Below are 20,650 nucleotides of genomic sequence, written 5' to 3' on the forward strand. Positions count from 1 at the left end.
ATCGCAGGTTCACTTTATGAGGAGTCGACTATGGAAGCTCTGCTTTGTCCATCATGCCAGGCTGAACTGGATACCCGCAGCAAGGAGCAAACCTGTGGTCAGTGCCAGGCCATTGTGCGGGTCACCGCGCTCTGTCCCACCTGCCATATGGAGCTGGAGCGGCTCAAGGCGTGTGGTGCGGTGGATTACTTCTGCAACCACTGCAACTCGCTGATCTCCAAGCGGACGGTACAGTTCAAGGCTGAGCTGGTTTAAGACGATATTTAGGTGAGAAAGAAGATAAAAAACCCGGCGAATGCCGGGTTTATGCTGTGTGCTCTGCAATAAGCAGGGTATAGGATCGATTTCTGCGCCACAGGTTGCGCTTTATGTCATTAAGCTTGAGTTTGCGTCTGGGGCTCCAGCTGCACTTCGCTTTTCTGACCAGACTGATTTTTCTACGTTTTTGCATCTTGGTCTCCTCCCAACTCAGGTGGCCGTCCCGGCCTTGGGTCATTGATGGAGCCCATCCGAAATTGCTGTTATTTAATCTCTCAACATAATGAAAACAATGCGATTTCGGATAGGCTCCGATGTGAATCGATGGTAACAGAGAAGTTTGTGTGAAGACAGCCGAATAATGGCTGGTTAGCGCATGGTGATCTGATTGACCACTTCGGCGATGATAGTCGGGCGCTCGGCGATCTCCGGCTCGCTGTCGTTGTCGAGACTCTCCCGCTGGTGGGCCTTCTGTTGCTCGTTATCGAGCCAGAGCAGGCTCTGGTAGTACTGACGCACGTTGTTGACATAGTTGCGCGCTTCGCTGCCGCGGGCATAACCGTAGCGCACCTTGCGATGCCAGCGTGCTTGCTGCAGCAGAGGCAGCACATCCTTGACGTCGCTCCAGGCGTCGGGATTCTTTCCCAGATCCTTGGTCAGGCGGCGCGCGTCCATCATGTGGCCGTAACCGATGTTGTAGGCGGTGAGGGCAAACCACACCTTCTCGTCATCGGGCACCGAATCCGGCACCTTCTCCATCATCTGTTGCAGATAGAGGGAGCCACCCTTAATGCTCTCTTCCGGATGAAGCCGGTTGTTGACCCCCATCGCCTTAGCGGTGGGCTCGGTCAGCATCATCATGCCGCGCACGCCGGTGTAGGAGCGGGCCTGAGGGTCCCAGTGGGACTCCTGATAGCTGATGGCGGCCAGCAGACGCCAGTCGATATTCTTAGCATGGGTCTGGAACAGCGGCTGGTACTTGGGCAGCAGACTCTTGGCGCGCTTGAGGAAGGTACGGGTATCGACAAAGTCGAAGTTCTGCACGTGGCCGAAGTACTTCTCGTCCAGCTTTGCGATGGCACCATCCATAAAGCGCTGACCGAAAAAGTCGATGACGCTGGCGTAGAGGCTGTCATCGGGCAGCTTGCTCATGGCCCAGGCAACAGTCTGCTTCTGGGCCAGGGTCAGCCCTTCGGTGAGCTCGGGGTAGTAGCGCTGACTGCGTGCCAGTACGGTATCCTGCACCACCGTGTAGTCAATCTTGCCATCCACCACCTGCTTGAGCAGCTCCTCAACATCGGCGTTATGGCTGGTGCTCCACGTCAGTTTGGGATTCTCTTTGCTCATCTCTTTGAGCAGGTCTTCCCCGGTGGAGCCGGCTGCCACCATCAGCTTGCCTTTTATGTCGTTCAATGAGGCCGGCTTGGGCTTGCCGTTACGGTAGACCAGTTTGGGAGAGACCTGGTAGAAGCCTGGGCCGAAGCGAAACAGCTCGCGACGTTCCGGTGTGACCATGATGGCGGCTGCCGCCAGATCGACTTTGCCCTTTTTCAGCAGTGTAACCAGTTCGTCAGTGGTGTTGACCGGGATGATGGTGAGTGTCACCCCCAGCCAGTCGGCATAATTTTGTGCCAGCTCGTAATCGAACCCCTGGGCGAGGTCGTCACGCTGGTAATAAGAGGTGGGACCATAGATGGTGCCAACCCGGATCTCGCCTCGCTGGCGGATCTGCTCCAGCTGGCTGGAGGGGCTATAGAAGTCGCAGCCAACCAGCGTCAGCGTCAACAACAGCCCGATAAACAGTCGAAAAATGCAGCGCAAGTAGGTGAGTACCTTTGTTGAAAAAATCGGCATTTGTCAAAAAAGAGGCACCTTTATACCAGAGAGTGTGCGCAGAGTCACACTGCTCGAAGTGAGAAAAACGTTTGTCCGCTGTGAGCCAGATCCCTATAATACGCGCGTCTCAATTCCCCCCCACTTTAAAACTTGGTGAGAAAGGTCATATGGATATCTTGCGTGGTGCCCCAGCACTGTCTGATTTTCGTGTCCAAAAACTGCTGCAACGCTTCGCACAGATGAGAAACGAGAGTGGAGTAGAGAGCGGAGTAGAGATAGAGGATGTCTATGCCGAGTATGTGCACTTTGCCGAGCTGACAAGCCCCCTCTCTCCCCCCGAGCGAGCGACCTTGGGCCAGCTCTTGCGCTACGGCCCGACCATCCCCGAACACACCCCCAGCGGTCAGCTGTTTCTTGTTACCCCCCGCCCCGGCACTATCTCCCCCTGGTCTTCCAAAGCAACCGACATCGCCCACAACTGCGGCCTGAAACAGGTCAAGCGGCTGGAGCGTGGTATTGCCTATTACCTGACCATCAAGGGGCAGGGTGAGCTGAGTGCCGCCCAGCGTAGCGCCATTGCCGCTGTGCTCCATGATCGGATGATGGAAGTGGTGTTTGCCGAGATGAGCGAAGCTGCCGCCCTGTTTGCTCACCACGAGCCGCGCCCCTTCACCCAGGTGGATGTGCTGGGCGGTGGTCGCGCAGCCCTGGCCGAAGCCAACGTGGCGCTCGGTCTGGCGCTGGCCGACGACGAAATCGACTATCTGGTGGAGAACTTCACCAAGTTGGGTCGCAACCCCAACGACATCGAGCTCTACATGTTCGCCCAGGCGAACTCCGAGCACTGCCGTCACAAGATCTTCAATGCCGACTGGACCATCGATGGCGAGCAGCAGCCCAAGTCGCTATTCAAAATGATCAAGAACACCTTCGAGCAGACGCCGGATCATGTCCTCTCTGCCTATAAAGACAACGCCGCCGTGATGGAAGGGAGCCAGGGTGGCCGCTTCTTCCCGAGCCCGGCCAACGGCGAATACCAGTATCACCAGGAACAGGTTGACATCCTGATGAAGGTGGAGACCCACAACCACCCGACCGCCATCTCCCCGTTCCCGGGCGCAGCTACCGGCTCCGGCGGCGAGATCCGCGACGAGGGTGCCACCGGTCGCGGTGCCAAGCCCAAGGCGGGTCTGGTCGGTTTCTCCGTCTCCAACCTGCGCATTCCCGGCTTCGAGCAGCCCTGGGAGCAGGATTTCGGCAAGCCGAGCCGCATCGTCAGCGCCTTCGACATCATGCAGGAGGGGCCGCTCGGCGGCGCCGCGTTTAACAACGAGTTCGGCCGTCCGGCCATTCTGGGTTACTTCCGTACCTTCGAAGAGGAGGTGCCGAGCCACAACGGCGTCGAGGTGCGTGGCTACCACAAACCCATCATGCTGGCAGGCGGCATCGGCAACATCCGCACCGAACATGTCCAGAAAGGAGAGATCCCGGTCGGCGCGGCATTGATCGTGCTGGGCGGCCCGGCGATGAACATCGGTCTGGGCGGTGGTGCCGCATCCTCCATGGCCTCCGGCCAGTCAGCCGAAGATCTCGACTTTGCCTCGGTGCAGCGTGACAACCCCGAGATGGAGCGCCGTTGCCAGGAGGTGATCGATCGCTGCTGGCAGCTGGGTGACGACAACCCTATCGTCTTTATCCACGACGTGGGGGCGGGTGGTCTCTCCAACGCCATGCCGGAGCTGGTCAACGACGGTGAGCGTGGCGGTCGTTTCGATCTGCGCGCCATCCAGAGCGACGAGCCGGGCATGAGCCCGCTGGAGATCTGGTGCAACGAATCCCAGGAGCGTTACGTGCTGGCGGTAGCGCAGGACAAGCTGCCGCTGTTCAAGGCGCTGTGCGAGCGCGAGCGCGCACCCTATGCCGTCATCGGCACCGCGACCGAAGAGAAGCATCTGACCCTCTCTGACAGCCACTTTGACAACCAGCCCATCGATCTGCCGCTGGATGTGCTGCTCGGCAAGGCGCCCAAGATGCACCGCGACGTGGTGACTCTGCCTGCACAAGGCAAAGCGCTCCAGCTCGATGGCATCACTTTGAGTGACGCGGCCGAACGGGTTCTGCGTCTGCCGACCGTGGCGGAGAAGTCCTTCCTTATCACCATCGGCGATCGCAGCGTGACCGGTCTGGTCAATCGCGACCAGATGGTTGGCCCCTGGCAGATCCCGGTGGCCGATTGCGCCGTCACCGCTGCGACCTACGACAGCTATCACGGCGAAGCCATGTCGATGGGCGAGCGTACCCCGGTGGCGCTGCTCTCCCACGCCGCCTCTGCCCGCATGGCGGTGGCGGAAGCGCTCACCAACCTGGCACCGGCTCATATCGGGTCGCTGAAGCGGGTCAAGCTCTCCGCCAACTGGATGGCCGCCGCCGGTCACCCGGGTGAAGATGCCGGCCTCTATGAGGCGGTCAAAGCGGTGGGTGAGGAGCTCTGCCCGGCCCTTGGCATCACCATTCCGGTGGGCAAGGACTCCATGTCCATGAAGACCCGCTGGCAGCAGGATGGCAAGGAGCAAAGCGTCACCTCGCCGCTCTCCCTGCTCATCTCGGCGTTTGCCCGGGTCGAGGATGTGCGCAACACAGTCACGCCACAACTGCGTACCGATCTCGGTGAAACCGACCTTATCCTCGTCGACCTTGGCAATGGCAAGCAGCGCCTCGGTGCCTCTGCACTGGCACAGGTCTATCGCCAGCTGGGTGACAAGGCGCCGGATCTCGACAATCCGGTCCAGCTCAAAGGCTTCTTCAACGCCATTCAGGCACTGGTAGCTGATCGCAAACTCGTCGCCTATCACGACCGCTCCGACGGTGGCCTGTTCGTCACCCTGACCGAGATGGCGTTTGCCGGTCACTGCGGCCTCGACATCCAGCTCGATCGCATCGGCGGCGAGCTGCTGCCGGCGCTGTTCAACGAAGAGCTGGGCGCCGTCATTCAGGTGCGTCGTGAAGATAAAGAGGCGGTGATGACCCTGCTGGCCGGTCACGGTCTGGCGGCTTGCTCTCACGTGCTCGGCACGGCGCGCGAGGGGGATCTCATCACCCTGCAACGCGCCGGTCAGGAGGTCTATCGCGCCAGCCGCACTGCTCTGCGCACCATCTGGGGCGAGACCAGCTGGCAGATGCAGCGCCTGCGCGATAACCCCGAGTGCGCGGATCAGGAACATGCTGTTCGTCAGGACGCCACCGATCCGGGCCTGCAGGCCAAGCTCAGCTTCAACCCGGCCGAAGATGTGGCCGCACCTTACATTGCCCGTGGGGTCTCCCCCCGTCTGGCGGTGCTGCGCGAGCAGGGTGTCAACTCCCACGTGGAGATGGCGGCGGCGTTTGACCGTGCCGGCTTTGCGGCAGTGGATGTCCACATGAGCGACATCCTCTCCGGTCGCATCAAACTGGAGGAGTTCCAGACCCTGGTGGCCTGTGGCGGCTTCTCCTACGGCGATGTGCTGGGGGCGGGCGAAGGCTGGGCCAAGTCCATCCTGTTCAACGACAACGCTCGCGAGCAGTTCCAGCGCTTCTTCGAGCGTGGCGATACTTTATCGCTGGGCGTGTGTAACGGTTGTCAGATGATGTCCAACCTGCGGGATCTCATCCCGGGCGCCGAGCTGTGGCCGCGCTTTGTGCGCAACCGCTCCGAGCGCTTTGAGGCCCGCTTCAGTCTGGTTGAGGTACAGGAGTCCCTGTCGGCCTTCTTCGCCGGCATGGCAGGTTCGGTGATGCCCATCGCCGTCTCCCATGGGGAAGGGCGTGTCGAGGTGCGCGATGCTGCTCACCTGAACTCACTGCAAACCAGCGGGCTGGTGGGGCTGCGCTTTGTCGACAACCGCGGCAGCGTGACCGAGCAGTACCCGGCCAACCCGAACGGCTCGCCGGAGGGCATCACCGCCGTGACTACCACCGACGGTCGCGCCACCATTATGATGCCGCACCCGGAGCGGGTGTTCCGCACCGTGGCCAACTCCTGGCACCCTGATAACTGGGGTGAGGACGGTGCCTGGATGCGGATGTTCCGCAACGCCCGGGTTCGTTTGGGTTAATCGCGACTGCGCCAGCGCATAAAAACAGAAACCGGCCAAATTTGGCCGGTTTTTCAATATGGGCTCTGTCGATCAGGTTTGGCCGTGGCCAAGTTCATGAGGGGTAAACTCTCCCCGATCCAGAATACGCAGACAGGCGTCGACCACGGCTTCATCCAGCTGGACTCCCCGCATGGCCATGATATGGGTTCGGGCCTGCGCAATCCCCAGGGCAGCACGGTAGGGACGATCCGATGACATGGACTCCACTATATCGGCGACCGTGAGAATGCGCGCTTCCAGCAGGATCTGCTCGCCTTTTAACCCTGATGGATAGCCGGAACCGTCGAGATACTCGTGGTGCTGGTGGATCATCCGGGCTATGGGCCAGGGCAGGGCGATATCCTTGAGCACCAGATAACCCGCTGTCGGATGCTCCTTGACCAGATTGAACTCCTGGGGGGTCAGTTTGCCCGGTTTGGTGAGGATCTCGACAGGGACCTGGATTTTGCCGATATCGTGCACCATGGCGCCCAGATAGAGACCGCGTAGCGGTTTATCACCCAACCCCAGTTCTCGGCCGATGGCCAGCGCCAGGGTAGCGACATGCTTCTGGTGTCCGGCGGTGTAGGGATCGCGTTGTTCCAGCACGGCAGCGATGGCTCCCAGCGCATCCTCCAGGGCCAGCTCCAGTTGGCGGGCATGCATGGCTTTTTCACGCTGGGCGGCAAGATAGGCCTGCTGGGTTCGACGTGCCTGCAGGCCATAGGTCAGGTAGTCGGCCAGTCCGTTGAAGAGATGCACCTCCTCATCGGTGAAGGCTCTGGCCTGCGTGCTGTGAATAAGCAGTCCGCCAGGCACAGTGGCTTGCCACTGCAATGGCAGCAGCAGCCGTCCCCTCAAGGTGGCGGAGTGGTGGACCAGTTCGGTGCCAAGTGCTTCGTTGCGCATCTCGCCTGAACTGATTGCACTGATCAGGGCTGCGTCCCGGGTGAGCCAGTTATCGCTGGCAAACCAGACGGCCTGACCTGCCTGCGCCAGGATCTGTACTCTGTTCTGATCAGCGGTCTGCAGTACGGTCACCAGGGGAAAACGGCCATCGAAAGTGATGGCATCACAGATCTCCTGCAGTAGTGTCTGTTCATCCCCCTGCTTGAGCATGGCATGGTGGGCGCGGGTTATTGCTTCCAGCGTCCAGGTATATTGCTGGAGACGCTCCTGCTGCTGTTTCTGGTCGGTGATATCTTCGAAAAAGACAGCGACACCGATCACCTTGCCCAGCTCATCGTACAGGGGAAACTTGGTGGTACTGAGCCAGCGGTCTTCACCCCCTTTCAGATAGGGTTCTTCGTGATGCCGGGTTGTGCCGCTGGCCATGACCTGGAGATCGTCATCCCGGTAGCGTTGGGCCAGCTCGGCCGGGAAAAAATCGGCATCGCACTTGCCAACCAGTTCGGCCGGGGTGAGGGCCAGATCGTCGGCCAGCAGTCGGTTGCAGGCGATGAAGTGTGAACGGGTATCTTTCAACAGGACGCGATAGGGCAGCTGTTCCATCACCTGATGGAGCAGGGCTGCGGTGGGGTGAGAGCTGACGCCCGGTGGCTGAATGGATGGCGGTAGATCTTTTAACATCATCTTGGTGCAACCAGAGTCAGGTGGTAGTAAAGCGGTAGCCCGCTTGCCAGACGGCGAAACAGGCATCGACCACCTGTTCGTCGTAATGCACACCGGCATAGCGCGTCAGCTCGGCGAACGCATCGGTGAGAGAGAGGGCGCGCCGGAACGGACGGTGGGCCGTCATGGCGGCCAGGGAGTCGGCGACCCGTATAATCCTCGCCTCCAGCGAGATCGCATCCCCCTGTAGCCCTTGTGGGTAGCCGCTACCATCGAGATTTTCATGGTGCTGCATCACTATGGTGGTGATGGGCCAGGGGAAGTCAATCTGTTGCAGGATCTCGCGGCCAGTGTCCGGATGCTGTTTGATCAGTTCGAACTCAACCGGCCTCAGTTCCCGCGGGCGTGTGAGGATCTCCGCCGGGATCTGCAGCAGGCCGATGTTGTGCACCATGGCCGCAAGACCCAATCCATCCAGCTGCTCTTGCGGCAGTTGCAGCTGTTGACCTATAGCCAGCGCGAGATCATGCACGCGCCGTTCGTGTCCTGCCGTGACCGGATCTTTGTGGGCAATCGCGGAGGAGAGGGCCGCGATGGTCTGAAACAGCAGGGTGCGCTGGCGCTGCTCGCTTTCCTTGATATGGGTGATGTCGACCAGTGCCCCTATGATTCCGGCCACCTCGCCCTGATGGTCATAGAAGAGATCCTTGAAGTTGAGCACCTGGTAGCGGTGGCCGCTGCGATCAAACAGCGTGTGTTCAAAATATTGCGGCTGCCTGCTGCGCAGCACCTCCATGTCCCTTTGGGTATATTCGTCCGCCATCTCCGGGGGCAGGATTTCGTCCACCCGCTTCCCCTGCAGCTCGGCCTTGCTGATCCCGGTGACTTGGGTAAAGGCCGGGTTGCAGCTGAGAAAGCGCCCTTCGACATCCTTGTAGAACACCGGGATGGGAATGGCCTTGAGCAGGGATTCGTTGAGGCGCTGCATGTCGACCAGCTCGGCTTGCTGGCGCCTGGCGAGCTGTTCGCTGTCCTTGCACAACTGGATGGCGCGCGCCAGATTACCGAGCACCGGGCTGAACAGATGGCAGACCGGCACTGTGTGCTGCTGGGGTTGGGGGGCCAGCAGCAAGATGAGATATCCCCCGTCAACCCTGAGCCGATAGGCAAAGTGGTACGGTCGGCCACCGGGGAGAGGCAAGGTCGTTTGCAGCGCACATTGGTCACCTTCAACAATCCAGGCAGGCAAGGAGAGCAGCGAGCCACTGTGCCGGGATAGCTGATCATCACCAATGACCTTGAGCAGCTCATATCCTTCCCGTTGCTGCTGCAATACCACACCAACCGGTGTGGCACAGTGAAACATAAAGCGCTGCACCACCTTGGTGAGCAGGGCATCGAGTGTGACCTCCCGACCGATGCAGAGGGCGAGATCGCAGACAATGGCCATGGCGTGATCGTTATTCATTGCTAACCCTCGCTGAGACAGAGGATGGCACCGTTGTGAAAGAGCGGGTAATCCCCCGGCCTTACACTTCCTATCTCGCCAAGAGAGAGGGCCCCGACCAGCTCGTGGGCTCCGCTGTGGCTAAAGAGGGTCTCCAGCTCCAGGGTGCTCTGTTCGCCGAAGTGCTGCTGACGGCCGGCGCAGTAATAGATCTCGAGGCGCTCGGGTGTACCGTGCCGGCCGAGCTTTTCGGCCAGTTCGACAGCGTGCTCTGTGGGGCTTTCCGGGGCTTTCAGCAGTGTGAGAATACTGTGGTCAGGCACCTCTCCGACGCAGAGCAGGGCACCGTCGTCGGTAACGGCGACCGGGATCCGCACGATCACATCGCCATTGGCTCGCAGCAACCCCAAGGGCAAATGTACACCGTACCGATAGAACTGCTCTGGTGTGAGGTTTTGCTGGAACTGCTGCCGGATCAGGGATTGATAGCGGCTAAAAGCCGGCTCCCAGTCGATAAAGGAGATCTTGTTGCCTTCACTGCTGGTGGCGAGCATGGGCTGGGCAGTGAGTTGATAGCCGTGCTCCAGCAAGGGGGGACTGTGGGGGGAGAGCAGTGCACAGCTGACCCCATGCCCCAGCAATCTCTGGGTGTCAAACAGGCAGGGCATGGCTGTGAACTGGCCGCTACCTGCATTGACACCCGCATAGTTGACCCTGTCCGCCAGCCTTAGATAGATCCCCTCGAGCAGGGTTGCAATATTGGGGAGCATGGCGTCAAAGGTGAGAAAGAGGGTGGGAACCTTCTCGGTGTCCGGCCATTCTGCCAGTCGGGACGCCAACTGCTCGCAGATGATATCGGCCAGTGTATCGGCACTGGCTGTAGGGGAGAGCGAGAGCAGCAGAGGATTGTGGGATGCGGGTCGGGGCAACAGCCAAGCCCCCCTTTCGTGGAAACCGTGCCGACTGACAAGGCGTGGAAAGATGGCGCCGCAGAGTTGAATGTTGAGGCGCTGACACTGCTGCTGCAGATCGGCAACGCGTGCGGCATCCCGCTCGGCTAGCAACACATCGAGTCGTTGCCCCTCATAGGGAAGCAATGCATCGGCCAGTGGATGCGCATCAAATTGATGAAAAGTAGGCTGCATCATCGCTCGGAACTCCATTCCTGCCAGTCATCAATATATCAGCAAGGGGGTTGGATGAATACCGGACGAGACCAACGGCTGCACGGGGTGTGAGATGCCAACACAAAAGGGTCTCTGCCAGCAGGCAATCCACATAAAAAAGAAACCGGCCACATGGGCCGGTTTTGAAGGGAAATGAGCCGGGTTACTGCAACACCACCTGCTGGAACCCTTGTACCAGACTGATGACCGGCTGGGGATAGAGCCCCAGCAACACCACCAGCGCTGCAGAGAGCAGCACCACCACACCACCGGAGGAGAGCGCCCAGTCGGCGCTGGCATCGCGCTGCTGCATACCCGGTTCGCGCAGATAGAGGGTTACCATCACCTTGAGGTAGTAGTAGAGACCCAGTGCGCTGCCGAGCACGATGGCACCGGAGAGCCACCAAAGCTGCGCCTCGACGGTGACGCCGATGAGGTAGAACTTGCCGATAAAGCCGAGGGTCATCGGGATGCCCGCGAGTGACAACATCATCACCGTCAGTACGGCAGTCAGATAGGGGCGCTTCCAGAACAGACCACGATAGCTGTGCAGGGAGTCGGCATCCTTGCCGCGATAGGGGCTCGACATCATGCTGACGACGCCAAAGGCGCCGAGGCTGGTGAAGAGATACATCAGCAGGTAGACCCCGGCCGCTTCCACCGGCATCTGGCCGAATCGGCTCGCCACGATCACCGCCAGCAGGTAACCGAAGTGGGAGATGGAGGAGTAACCCAGCATCCGTTTGACGTTGGTCTGCACCAGGGCCAGCAGGTTGCCGACCATGATGGAGATGACCGCCATGGCTGCCAGCAGCCAGTGGATCATGGGATCGCTCGCCGCCGGTACCGCCAGATAGAAGCGCAACAGCACGGCAAAAACCGCCACCTTGCTGACGGTGGCGAGGAAGGTGGCGACCGGTGCCGGGGCACCTTCGTAGACATCCGGGGTCCAGAGGTGGAAGGGGGCCAGGGAGAGTTTAAAGGCAAAGCCGACCAGCATTAACCCCAAACCGCCCATCAGCAGCGGATGGTGAGCCGGGCTCTCGGCCAGGGTCTGCCCCAGGGCAGCAAAGCTCAGGCTGCCAGCCTGTGCATAGAGCAGCGCCATGCCAAACAGCAGGAAGGCGGTGGCGGCGGCAGAGAGCACCATGTATTTCACCGCGGCTTCCAGCGAGTGGCGCTCGCGGTAGGCGTAACCCACCAGACCGAACATTGGCAGGGTCAGCATCTCGATCCCGATAAAGAGAGAGGCGAGGTGACGGGAGCTGGCCAGCACCAGACCACCAGCGGTGGCGATCAGCAGCAGCAGGAAGAACTCCTCCCGGTTGTCCGGGTAGGCTTTCAGCCACGATTGACCGAAGGTGCAGGTGGCTAGGGCGCCGATGAGCACTAGTCCCATGTAAAAGACGGCGTAACTGTCCACTTGCAGCAGCGGGGTGACCCCCTGATCCCCTTGCGCCATCACGATGGGCAGCGAGAAGAGCGCAAGGTTGAGGCCAACAATGGTCACGGTAAAGGCGGTGGTGACACAGCGGCGCCAGGCGATGGCCAGCATCAGGGCCGCCATGGCCCCGGTGGTCAACAGCAGGGGAAGCAGTGCCAGCAGTTGGGAAGCGGAGAAAGTCATTGCAGGGCTCCAGCAGTCGGCAGCAGATACCAGTGCAGCACGTTGATAAGGCTGCTGCTGGCGGTGTCAATCACGGGTTGGGGATAGAGGCCAAGCAGAACCAGCAGGCCCGCGATCACCATCATCATGGTCAGCTCGCGGCGATCCAGCCCCTTGAGCATGCTCTCATCCTTGGCGGGGCCAAAGCAGGCACGCTGCAACATGATGAGAGAGTAGACCGAGGCCAGCACCAGACCGAAGGTGGCGACCGCCGTGATGACAGGGGCAACCTGGAAGCTGCCGACCAGGATCAGGAACTCGCCAACAAAGTTGCCGGTGCCCGGCATGCCGAGCGACGCTACCGAGAAGAAGAGCATCACGCCGGGCAGATAGCGCAGGCGTCCCCACAGGCCGCCCATCTGGCGCAGATCCCGGGTGTGCAACCGCTCGTAGAGCTGACCGCAGAGGATAAAGAGGCCGGCAGCCGAGAGACCGTGGGCGATCATCTGCACCACGGCGCCCTGCAGGGCCAGCTCGCTACCCGAGTAGATAGCGATCATCACAAAACCCATGTGGGAGATGCTGGTGTAGGCTACCAGCCGTTTGATGTCGGTCTGGGCAAAGGCCACGATGGCACCGTAGACGATCCCGATCAGGCCAAGCACCATGGCGTAGGGAGCAAATTCGGCGGACGCCTCGGGGAAGAGCGGCAAGGCAAAGCGCAGCAGACCGTAGGCGGCGGTTTTCAGCAAAATACCGGCGAGATCCACGGAGCCTGCGGTCGGCGCCTGACTGTGGGCATCCGGCAGCCAGCCGTGCAGCGGTACCAGCGGCATCTTGACCGCGAAGGCGATAAAGAATCCCAGCATCAGCAGCCACTGAACGCCCTTGCTCATCGGTGTATTGAGCAGCTCCAGATAGTTGAAGGTGAATACACCGGTAGCATGCTGGTGGGTCAGCACCAGCCCGATGATGGCCACCAGCATGACAAGGCCGCTGACCTGGGTGTAGATGAAGAACTTGGTTGCGGCGTTGATCCGTGATTTGCCGTCAGTGACCGAATGGCCCCAGAGCGCAATCAGGAAGTACATGGGAACCAGCATCATCTCCCAGAAGAAGAAGAAGAGGAACAGATCCAGCGCCATAAAGACGCCGAGCACGCCACCCAGGATCCAGAGCAGGTTTAGATGGAAGAAGCCGATGCGTTGCACGATCTCTTTCCACGAACAGAGGATGGCCAGCACCCCGATAAAGCAGGTGAGGATCACCATCAAGAGCGACAGGCCATCCACCGCCAGATGCAAAGAGATGCCGAAGCGGGGGATCCACGGCAGGCGCCACTCGGCGGCCCAGGCGGAGGCAGCACCGGTGACGCCCGCGCTGTCGAGACCCGTGGTGGCAAGGGAGAAGTCACCACTTAGCCAGATGGCACAGGAGAGCAGCAGGCTGGCGCTCATGGAGAGGAGGGCTACCCAGCGGACAAACTGCCCGCCGAGACGCTCCATCTGCCAGCAGAGCAAGCCGCCGATAAAAGGAATTAGCAAGATCCAGAGTAAGGTCACGGTATCAGCTCTCGTTCAAGTTCATATGAGATTGCGCTCCCTGTTCCATCAGGGAGAGCAAACAGCCTGGCTGTATGATCGTCCGGTTGTTCATCGCGTTACCCCAGCAGCAACAGCGCCAGCACCAGCACGGCGCCGATCCCCATGGAGGCGGCATACCAGCGCAACTTGCCGGTCACGGTCCAGGCCAACAGCTGGTTGCCACGCAGGGCAAACCAGGCGGGCAGGCCCATCATCCAGTCCAGCGGATCCTGCCCGACCAGACGGGTCGCCAGCAGATAGGGTTTGACCCACAGCTGGTCATAGAGCCAGTCAAAGCCCCAGGCGTTGAACCAGAGGGTGCTGAGCAGGCGGCCCGGCGCACTGTTGGCAATGGAGGTGGCCAGACGGCGCTCACCAAGGAACAGAAACGCGGCCAGCGCGATGCCCGCAATGGCGATGATGCCGGAGGCAACCTCCAGTGCATGGCGCCCCTCTTCGATATGGTCCCCCGGGCCAGCCGGCAGCACACCTGCCAGCGGCGGGGTGATCAGCGCGCCTATGCCGGTGGAGAGCACCAGCAATACCAGCAGCGGCAGGTGGTGAGCCAGACCGTGACCAGCGTGGGCTTTGGTCTGCTCTTTGCCATGGAAGGCGATAAAGATCAGCCGGAAGGTATAGAGCGAGGTGAGGAATGCCCCCGCTAGACCTGCCCACAGCAGGGCGCTCTGGCCACTGGCCTCTACTTGCCACAGGATGGCGTCCTTACTGTAGAAACCGGAAGTGACCAGCGGCAACGCCGCCAGCGCCGAGCCCCCCACCAGGAAGCAGGCATAGACCAGCGGCAAACTCTTGCGCAGGCCACCCATCTTGAAGATGTTCTGCTCATGGTGGCAGGCAACGATAACGGCACCGGCAGAGAGGAACAGCAGCGCCTTGAAGAAGGCGTGGGTCATCAGGTGGAAGATGGCCCCTTCCCATGCGCCGACACCCAGTGCCAGAAACATGTAGCCAATCTGGCTCATGGTGGAGTAGGCGAGGATCCGCTTGATATCGGTCTGAACCAGCGCGGCAAAGCCTGCCAGCACTAGGGTGATGGCACCGACCAGCCCGACCAGATGGAGGATCTCTGGCGCCAGCAGGAACAGGCCGTGGGTACGGGCAATCAGGTAGACACCGGCGGTCACCATGGTGGCGGCGTGGATCAGCGCTGAGACAGGGGTCGGGCCTGCCATCGCATCCGCCAGCCAGGTTTGCAGCGGCAGCTGTGCCGATTTGCCGACCGCGCCGCCCAGGAGCATCAGGCAGGCCAGCGACAGGGCAGGGGAGCCCTCGGCAAACAGGGTCGGGGCACGAACCAGCAGCTCGTGGATATTGAGGGTGCCCAGTTCCCGATAGAGGATAAACAGACCGATGGCGAGGAAGACATCACCCACCCGGGTCACGACAAATGCCTTGAGGGCCGCCGCTCCGTTCTTGCGATCCTTGTAGTAGAAGCCGATCAGCAGATAGCTGCACAGCCCCACCCCTTCCCAGCCGAGGTAGACAAACAGCAGGTCATCGGCCAGCACCAGAAACAGCATGCTGGCGATAAAGAGGTTGGTGTAGGTGAAGAAGCGGGAGTAACCCTCTTCCCCACGCATATACCAGGAGGCGAACAGGTGGATGAAGAAACCCACCCCGGTCACCACCCCCAGCATGGTCAGCGACAGGCCATCCAGTGCCAGCGAGAAGCTCGGGGTAAAGTTGCCCACCGCCATCCATTGCCACAGGCGCTGGACATAGACGCCCCCCTCGGGCGGGTTGCCCAGAAAGTCGATGCCCACCCACAGGGTAGTGAGGGCCGACAGGCCAATGGAGCCAACCCCGATCAGCGCCGAGGTACGCTCACTAAACCGGCCGAGGGAGAAGGCCAGCACCAGCCATCCCAGCAGCGGAAATAGAAAAGTCAGATATAAGAGGCTCATCCGCGCATCTCGCTCACAGTGTCCACGTTCAGGGTGTGGTAACGACGATAGAGCAGCAGTAACAGGGCGAGGCCGATACTGGCCTCCGCTGCCGCCAGAGAAATCACCAGGATATACATGATCTGGCCATCGGCCTGGGCCCAGCGGCTACCCGCCACCACAAACGCCAGTGCCGAGGCATTCATCATGATCTCGATACTCATCAGGATGTAGAGCAGGTTGCGGCGGATCAGCAGACCGCACAAGCCGATGCAGAAGAGCACCGCGGCCAGCAGGAGGCCGTGCTCCATAGGGATTCCATTCATTGCTGACCTCCTTCTTGTGCAGAGCGGGGTGCTGTGCGGGGGACGGAGAGCACTTCACCGCTCTTCTCTTCCCGACCCAGGTGATAGGCGGTTACCAGACCCGCCAGCAGCAGGATGGAGGCAAGCTCCACCGCCAGCACATAGGGGCCAAAGAGCTCGACACCCACCTGCTTGGCGGTCACCTCGGTCACTCCGATCAGGCCCCCGGTCACCCCGAGAATGCCGTGGGCCAGAAAGCCCAGCAGGATCAGCGAGAGCAGGGCTGGGCCCCCCCAGGTCATGGGGGTGAGCCACTTTTTCTCCTGTGCCTGGGCACTCCCCAGGTTCAGCATCATCACCACGAACACGAACAGCACCATGATGGCGCCAGCGTAGACGATCACCTGCAGGGCGCCCGCAAAGGCGGCACCCAGGCAGAAGAAGATCATGGCCACGGCGATGAGGGAGATGATGAGATTGAGCAGCGCATGCATGGGATTGCTGGTGCTGATCACCCGCAGCGTGCTGTAAATGGCCACCAGGGCCGAGGCATAAAATGCCAGTTCCATGATTGACTCCTCAGGGCAGCAGGCTCTTGACATCGATGGGCTTGGCTTCGTTTTCGGCATCCCCTTTCGGCTTGCCGTCGATGGCCATCCCGCTCATGCGATAGAAGTTGTAGTCCGGGTATTTGCCGGGCCCGCTGATCAGCAGATCTTCCTTCTCGTACACCAGATCCTGGCGGCGATACTCACCCATCTCGAAATCCGGTGTCAGCTGGATGGCGGTGGTGGGGCAGGCCTCTTCACACAGGCCGCAGAAGATGCAGCGAGAGAAGTTGATGCGAAAGAACTCCGGATACCAGCGACCATCTTCCCGCTCGGATTTTTGCAGCGAGATGCAGCCGACCGGGCAGGCAACTGCGCAGAGGTTGCAGGCCACGCAGCGCTCGTCCCCGTCAGGGTCGCGGGTCAGCACGATGCGACCGCGGTAGCGGGGGGCGGCATAGACTGCCTGCTCCGGATAGTTCAGGGTTTCACGGGGCCGCCAGGCATGGGAGAAGACCATGGCCAGACTGCGTAACTGGGTGCCGACACCCTGAATAATGCTAACAATTTTCATATTGAGTGCCTCACTGCGTACTTATCAGTACAACTGCCGCGGTGACCAGCATATTGATCAGGGTCAGCGGCAAGCAGACTTTCCAGCCAAACGACATCACCTGGTCAAAGCGCGGGCGAGGCAGGGAGGCCCGCAGCAGGATGAAGAACACCATGAAACAGGCGGTCTTCAGGGCAAACCAGATGAAGGGGGGCAGCCAAGGGCCGTGCCAGCCACCGAAGAAGAGGGTCACGATGAGCGAGGAGATCAGCACGATGCCGATATATTCGCCCACGAAGAAGAGGCCCCACTTCATCCCCGCATACTCGATGTGATAGCCGTCGGCGAGCTCCTGCTCGGCTTCCGGCTGATCGAACGGGTGACGGTGGGTGACGGCGACACCGGCAAACAGGAAGGTGACAAAGCCCAGGATCTGGGGCACCACGTTCCACAAGTCTGCCTGTGCCTCGACGATATCCCGCAGGTTAAAACTGCCGGTCTGGATCACAATCCCCATCAGGGAGAGCCCGAGAAACACCTCGTAGGAGAGGGTCTGAGCCGAGGCGCGCAAGCTGCCGAGCAATGAGTATTTGTTGTTGCTCGACCAGCCGGCGAACAGCACCGCATAGACCGCCAGCCCTGCGATGGCCAGGATGTAGAGCAGCCCCACATTGAGATCCGCCACGCCCCAGGTGGGGGTGATGGGCACCACCGCAAACGCCAGAATAAAGGCAGTGAAGGCGATGATGGGGGCCAGGATAAAGATCCGCCGATCAGCGAACGGCGGGATCCAGTCCTCCTTGAAGAACATCTTGATCATGTCGGCGGCCAGCTGGAGCAGACCAAACGGCCCCACCCGGTTGGGGCCGTAGCGATCCTGCCACAGGGCCAGCAGACGGCGCTCGATGAAGCTCATGAAGGCGCCAGCCCCCACGATCCCCACCAGCACGATCAGTGCCTTGCCCACCTCCAGCAACAGATCGATCAGCGACTCGCTCATGCGATCACCTCCTGCAGGTTAGTGATTGAGGCTTGTTGCAGGGCCGTCGGTAGGCCGTTCACCCCAAGGGGGAGCCCCACCAGACCGGCGCTCAGCTGTTCGCTCAGGCGCAGGCGCAGTTGCCAGTGGCTACCGCCCCAGGAGAAGGAGACCTGACTGCCCCCGTGGAGGGCCAGACGCTGCGCATCAAGGGGATTGAGCACCAGCTCGGGTTCGTTCATCCGGGCCTGAATGACCGGGCTGCGAGCGGAGAGCTCCTCGCCGCCAAACAACTGGACATAGTTGACCACTTGCAGCGCATCCTCTGCCTTGAAGGGGGAGGGGATGGTAGTAAACCAGCCAAGGGTATCTTCGCTTGCTTCCAGCAGACGGCGACCCGGATCGCCAGCACGCAGTTTGCCACCCACTTCATCCTGGAACTTGTTCCAGGCGGAGGGAGAGTTCCAGCCCGGCGCCCAGGCGAACGGTACTTGCGGCAGCGGCTGACGGGCTCCGGCATACCCTTCCATGGAGAAGTTGAAGGGGGAGTCGGGATCTTGCGCTACCCGTGGCTCGCTGACGTTCTGATCCGCCAGCATGGAGGTGCGACCGCTGTAACGATGCGGCTCACGGGCCAGTCGCATGCCACGGATCCGCAAGCCTGCGTTGGGCGCCGCTTCCAGCATGGTAGCCAGCAGCGTATTGCTGGTGGCGCAGTCATGGTTGACCTGGTCGAAGTTCTGCCAGCGCAGCGGCTTGCGTTCGATCGCCCCTTGCAGCGCCGCCAGCCAGCGCCACCCTTCACGCACCTGAATATCGGCGTTGTAAAAGGCGGGTGCATATACCTGGAAGAAGCGCTGGGCGCGCCCTTCCATGTTCACCAGGGTGCCATCGGCCTCGGCAAAACTGGCCGCTGGCAGCACCAGATCAGCCTTGTTGGCGGTCGGGGTCGCCTGATGGTCGATGACCAGCAGGTGCTGCAGCCGTGCCAGCGCAGCATCCACCCGGTTGCGCGGCGCGCGGCGGTAGAGATCGTTCTCCAGGGTGACCAGCGCCAACCCCTCTTCTGACTCGATACGCGCAAGGGCGGCTTCGAGCGGCTTGTCTGTCAAGGTTTGAGCGCCCAGCATGGCCAGACCCAGCGAGTTGGTCTCCTGGCCAACCAGCGCGATGTTGGCTTCCAGACCACGCCCTTTCAGGGCGCGGGCAATGTTGCTGGCTGCCTCAAGCAGCGCCACATCGCGGGCACTGGAGCCTGCAATGATGAGAGGCTTCCTGGCGTTGCCGAGCAGCTCGGCCCAGCGAGCCGCTTGTGCCTGCTGTTCGGGGTCGAGATCGGCCACGGCCGGTGCTACTGGGTCGAGCAGATTGGCGATGGCAAAGCCAAGGCGCGCCTGCTCGGCATAGGGGGCGTGCAGCTTGTCGGCCGCCACATCGTCCAGACGGGTGGTGTCGAGGCTGGTGATGAGCAGCGGGTAGCGCTCGTTCTGACCCAGAGTCTGAACGGCGGCGACTTGCCACAGATCGACCTTCATCTTGCGGGCCAGCTCGCGGGCCTTGCCCTTGGCGGCTTGGCGCAGCGCCAACGCGATACGGGCGGCGCTCATGGTGACATCTTCACCGAGCAGCAGAATGGCGTCGGCCTCTTCCATGTCCCGCAGGCTCGGGGTTGGCACGCCGCCCTGTTGCAGGATCTGCAGCATCTTCAGCTGACAGGCCCATTCGGCCTGCTCGACGCCAGCGTAGAAGTTGTCTGCACCCACCAGCTCGCGCAGGGCAAAGTTGCTCTCCAGCGAGGCGCGGGGCGATCCGATGCCGATGAGGCCGCGGGCCGTGCGCAGGGCATCGGCGGCTCGGTTGAGGGCGCCATCGACCGTGATGGCCAGCTGGTCGTTGCCATCTTTGAGCAGCGGTTGGCGCGGGCGGTCGGCCAGATTGACGTAGCCATAGCCAAAGCGGCCACGGTCACAGAGGAAGTAGTGGTTGACGCTGCCGTGGAAGCGGTTTTCGATGCGGCGCAGCTCGCCATAACGCTCGCCCGGACTGATGTTGCAGCCCACGGAGCATTGCTGGCAGATGCTGGGGGCAAATTGCATGTCCCACTTGCGGTTGTAACGTTCGGAGTGGGTCTTGTCGGTGAAGACGCCGGTGGGGCAGACCTCCACCAGGTTGCCGGAAAATTCACTCTCCAGGGTGCCATCCTCGACCCGCCCGAAATAGACGTTGTCGTGGGCACCATAGACCCCGAGATCCTCGCCACCGGCATAATCCTTGTAGTAACGGACGCAGCGGTAGCAGGCGATGCAGCGGTTCATCTCGTGACCGATGAAGGGGCCCAGCTCCTGATTCTGGTGGGTGCGTTTAGTGAAGCGGTAGCGACGGCTGTTGTGGCCTGTCATCACCGTCATATCCTGCAGGTGGCAGGCGCCGCCCTCTTCACACACCGGGCAGTCGTGGGGGTGGTTGGTCATCAGCCACTCCACCACGCTCTTGCGAAATTCTTTAGCCTCTTCATCCTCGATGGCGATGTAGCTGCCATCGGTGGCCGGGGTCATGCAGGACATGACCAGACGGCCGCGCTTGTCATCGGCATTCTGATACTGTTTCACCGCACACTGGCGGCAGGCGCCAACGCTACCCAGCGCCGGATGCCAGCAGAAATAGGGGACGTCCAGACCCAGCGACAGACAGGCTTGCAGCAGGTTATCTGCCCCGTCTACCTCGTACTCTTTGCCGTCTACATAAATGGTTGCCATACAACTTCCCTGAAACCTGTTTTGT

At 61.0% G+C, this 20,650-nt stretch carries 14 protein-coding genes; 2 read left to right on the forward strand and 12 right to left on the reverse strand.

From position 1 onward, the window contains the following. The first annotated feature begins 30 nt into the window (after positions 1-30). Complete coding sequence (locus G5332_RS00210) at positions 31-255, forward strand: zinc ribbon domain-containing protein (RefSeq protein WP_227340752.1); 225 nt, start codon at positions 31-33, stop codon at positions 253-255. 372 nt (positions 256-627) lie between these two features. On the opposite strand, the gene mltF is transcribed toward G5332_RS00210, so the two are convergent. Beyond that, positions 628-2,112, reverse strand: coding sequence for a membrane-bound lytic murein transglycosylase MltF (gene mltF, locus G5332_RS00215; RefSeq protein WP_227340751.1), 1,485 nt, complete (start codon positions 2,110-2,112; stop codon positions 628-630). 149 nt (positions 2,113-2,261) lie between these two features. Here mltF and purL point away from each other — a divergent pair, with 149 nt between their 5' ends. Beyond that, positions 2,262-6,185 (forward strand): phosphoribosylformylglycinamidine synthase, encoded by a 3,924-nt coding sequence (gene purL / locus G5332_RS00220; protein ID WP_421311010.1) that lies wholly within the window; start codon positions 2,262-2,264, stop codon positions 6,183-6,185. Positions 6,186-6,257: 72 nt separating this feature from the next. On the opposite strand, the gene G5332_RS00225 is transcribed toward purL, so the two are convergent. The 11 genes from G5332_RS00225 to nuoG all read right to left on the reverse strand — a co-directional run bounded on the left by G5332_RS00225 (position 6,258) and on the right by nuoG (position 20,625). Continuing rightward, the gene (locus tag G5332_RS00225; RefSeq protein ID WP_254203392.1) at positions 6,258-7,799 is read right to left on the reverse strand and encodes an HD domain-containing phosphohydrolase; all 1,542 of its coding nucleotides are present in this window, start codon (positions 7,797-7,799) and stop codon (positions 6,258-6,260) included. Between the two features lie 16 nt (positions 7,800-7,815). Next, positions 7,816-9,246 carry an HD domain-containing phosphohydrolase gene (locus G5332_RS00230; protein WP_421204736.1) on the reverse strand — a complete coding sequence of 477 codons (1,431 nt, stop codon included), beginning with the start codon at positions 9,244-9,246 and terminating at the stop codon, positions 7,816-7,818. Positions 9,247-9,248: 2 nt separating this feature from the next. Further along, entirely contained in the window at positions 9,249-10,373 is a 1,125-nt protein-coding gene (locus tag G5332_RS00235) for an FIST signal transduction protein (protein ID WP_216962189.1), read from the reverse strand. 181 nt (positions 10,374-10,554) lie between these two features. Further along, positions 10,555-12,018 carry an NADH-quinone oxidoreductase subunit NuoN gene (gene nuoN / locus G5332_RS00240; protein ID WP_421311011.1) on the reverse strand — a complete coding sequence of 488 codons (1,464 nt, stop codon included), beginning with the start codon at positions 12,016-12,018 and terminating at the stop codon, positions 10,555-10,557. Then, entirely contained in the window at positions 12,015-13,559 is a 1,545-nt protein-coding gene (gene nuoM, locus G5332_RS00245) for an NADH-quinone oxidoreductase subunit M (protein WP_158113453.1), read from the reverse strand. Before nuoM ends, nuoN begins: the two co-directional genes overlap by 4 nt. A gap of 98 nt (positions 13,560-13,657) precedes the next feature. After that, a complete protein-coding gene (gene nuoL, locus G5332_RS00250) occupies positions 13,658-15,505 on the reverse strand; it encodes an NADH-quinone oxidoreductase subunit L (RefSeq protein ID WP_158113452.1) in 1,848 nt (615 codons plus the stop codon). Next, on the reverse strand, positions 15,502-15,810 hold the full coding sequence (nuoK, locus tag G5332_RS00255) for an NADH-quinone oxidoreductase subunit NuoK (RefSeq protein WP_005337247.1): 309 nt from the start codon (positions 15,808-15,810) through the stop codon (positions 15,502-15,504). Before nuoK ends, nuoL begins: the two co-directional genes overlap by 4 nt. Then, complete coding sequence (gene nuoJ, locus G5332_RS00260) at positions 15,807-16,358, reverse strand: NADH-quinone oxidoreductase subunit J (protein ID WP_158113451.1); 552 nt, start codon at positions 16,356-16,358, stop codon at positions 15,807-15,809. The genes nuoK and nuoJ overlap by 4 nt, the downstream gene beginning before the upstream one ends. A gap of 10 nt (positions 16,359-16,368) precedes the next feature. Then, complete coding sequence (nuoI, locus tag G5332_RS00265) at positions 16,369-16,911, reverse strand: NADH-quinone oxidoreductase subunit NuoI (RefSeq protein ID WP_005337245.1); 543 nt, start codon at positions 16,909-16,911, stop codon at positions 16,369-16,371. 10 nt (positions 16,912-16,921) lie between these two features. Beyond that, the gene (nuoH, locus tag G5332_RS00270) at positions 16,922-17,890 is read right to left on the reverse strand and encodes an NADH-quinone oxidoreductase subunit NuoH (RefSeq protein WP_005337244.1); all 969 of its coding nucleotides are present in this window, start codon (positions 17,888-17,890) and stop codon (positions 16,922-16,924) included. Then, positions 17,887-20,625, reverse strand: coding sequence for an NADH-quinone oxidoreductase subunit NuoG (gene nuoG, locus G5332_RS00275; protein ID WP_421311012.1), 2,739 nt, complete (start codon positions 20,623-20,625; stop codon positions 17,887-17,889). Before nuoG ends, nuoH begins: the two co-directional genes overlap by 4 nt. Positions 20,626-20,650 lie beyond the last annotated feature (25 nt).

The sequence above is a fragment of the Aeromonas sp. 603757 genome, assembly GCF_049171255.1.
In the GTDB taxonomy this organism is placed as follows: domain Bacteria; phylum Pseudomonadota; class Gammaproteobacteria; order Enterobacterales; family Aeromonadaceae; genus Aeromonas; species Aeromonas veronii_A.

What these genes read in the sequence shown, in the direction of transcription:
- nuoI (WP_005337245.1), bottom strand. Translation starts at nt 16,911, where the DNA reads ATGAAAATTGTTAGCATTATTCAGGGTGTCGGCACCCAGTTACGCAGT.
- G5332_RS00235 (WP_216962189.1), bottom strand. Translation starts at nt 10,373, where the DNA reads ATGATGCAGCCTACTTTTCATCAATTTGATGCGCATCCACTGGCCGAT.
- purL (WP_421311010.1), top strand. Translation starts at nt 2,262, where the DNA reads ATGGATATCTTGCGTGGTGCCCCAGCACTGTCTGATTTTCGTGTCCAA.
- G5332_RS00225 (WP_254203392.1), bottom strand. Translation starts at nt 7,799, where the DNA reads ATGATGTTAAAAGATCTACCGCCATCCATTCAGCCACCGGGCGTCAGC.
- nuoH (WP_005337244.1), bottom strand. Translation starts at nt 17,890, where the DNA reads ATGAGCGAGTCGCTGATCGATCTGTTGCTGGAGGTGGGCAAGGCACTG.
- nuoJ (WP_158113451.1), bottom strand. Translation starts at nt 16,358, where the DNA reads ATGGAACTGGCATTTTATGCCTCGGCCCTGGTGGCCATTTACAGCACG.
- mltF (WP_227340751.1), bottom strand. Translation starts at nt 2,112, where the DNA reads ATGCCGATTTTTTCAACAAAGGTACTCACCTACTTGCGCTGCATTTTT.
- nuoG (WP_421311012.1), bottom strand. Translation starts at nt 20,625, where the DNA reads ATGGCAACCATTTATGTAGACGGCAAAGAGTACGAGGTAGACGGGGCA.
- nuoK (WP_005337247.1), bottom strand. Translation starts at nt 15,810, where the DNA reads ATGAATGGAATCCCTATGGAGCACGGCCTCCTGCTGGCCGCGGTGCTC.
- G5332_RS00230 (WP_421204736.1), bottom strand. Translation starts at nt 9,246, where the DNA reads ATGAATAACGATCACGCCATGGCCATTGTCTGCGATCTCGCCCTCTGC.
- G5332_RS00210 (WP_227340752.1), top strand. Translation starts at nt 31, where the DNA reads ATGGAAGCTCTGCTTTGTCCATCATGCCAGGCTGAACTGGATACCCGC.
- nuoL (WP_158113452.1), bottom strand. Translation starts at nt 15,505, where the DNA reads ATGAGCCTCTTATATCTGACTTTTCTATTTCCGCTGCTGGGATGGCTG.
- nuoN (WP_421311011.1), bottom strand. Translation starts at nt 12,018, where the DNA reads ATGACTTTCTCCGCTTCCCAACTGCTGGCACTGCTTCCCCTGCTGTTG.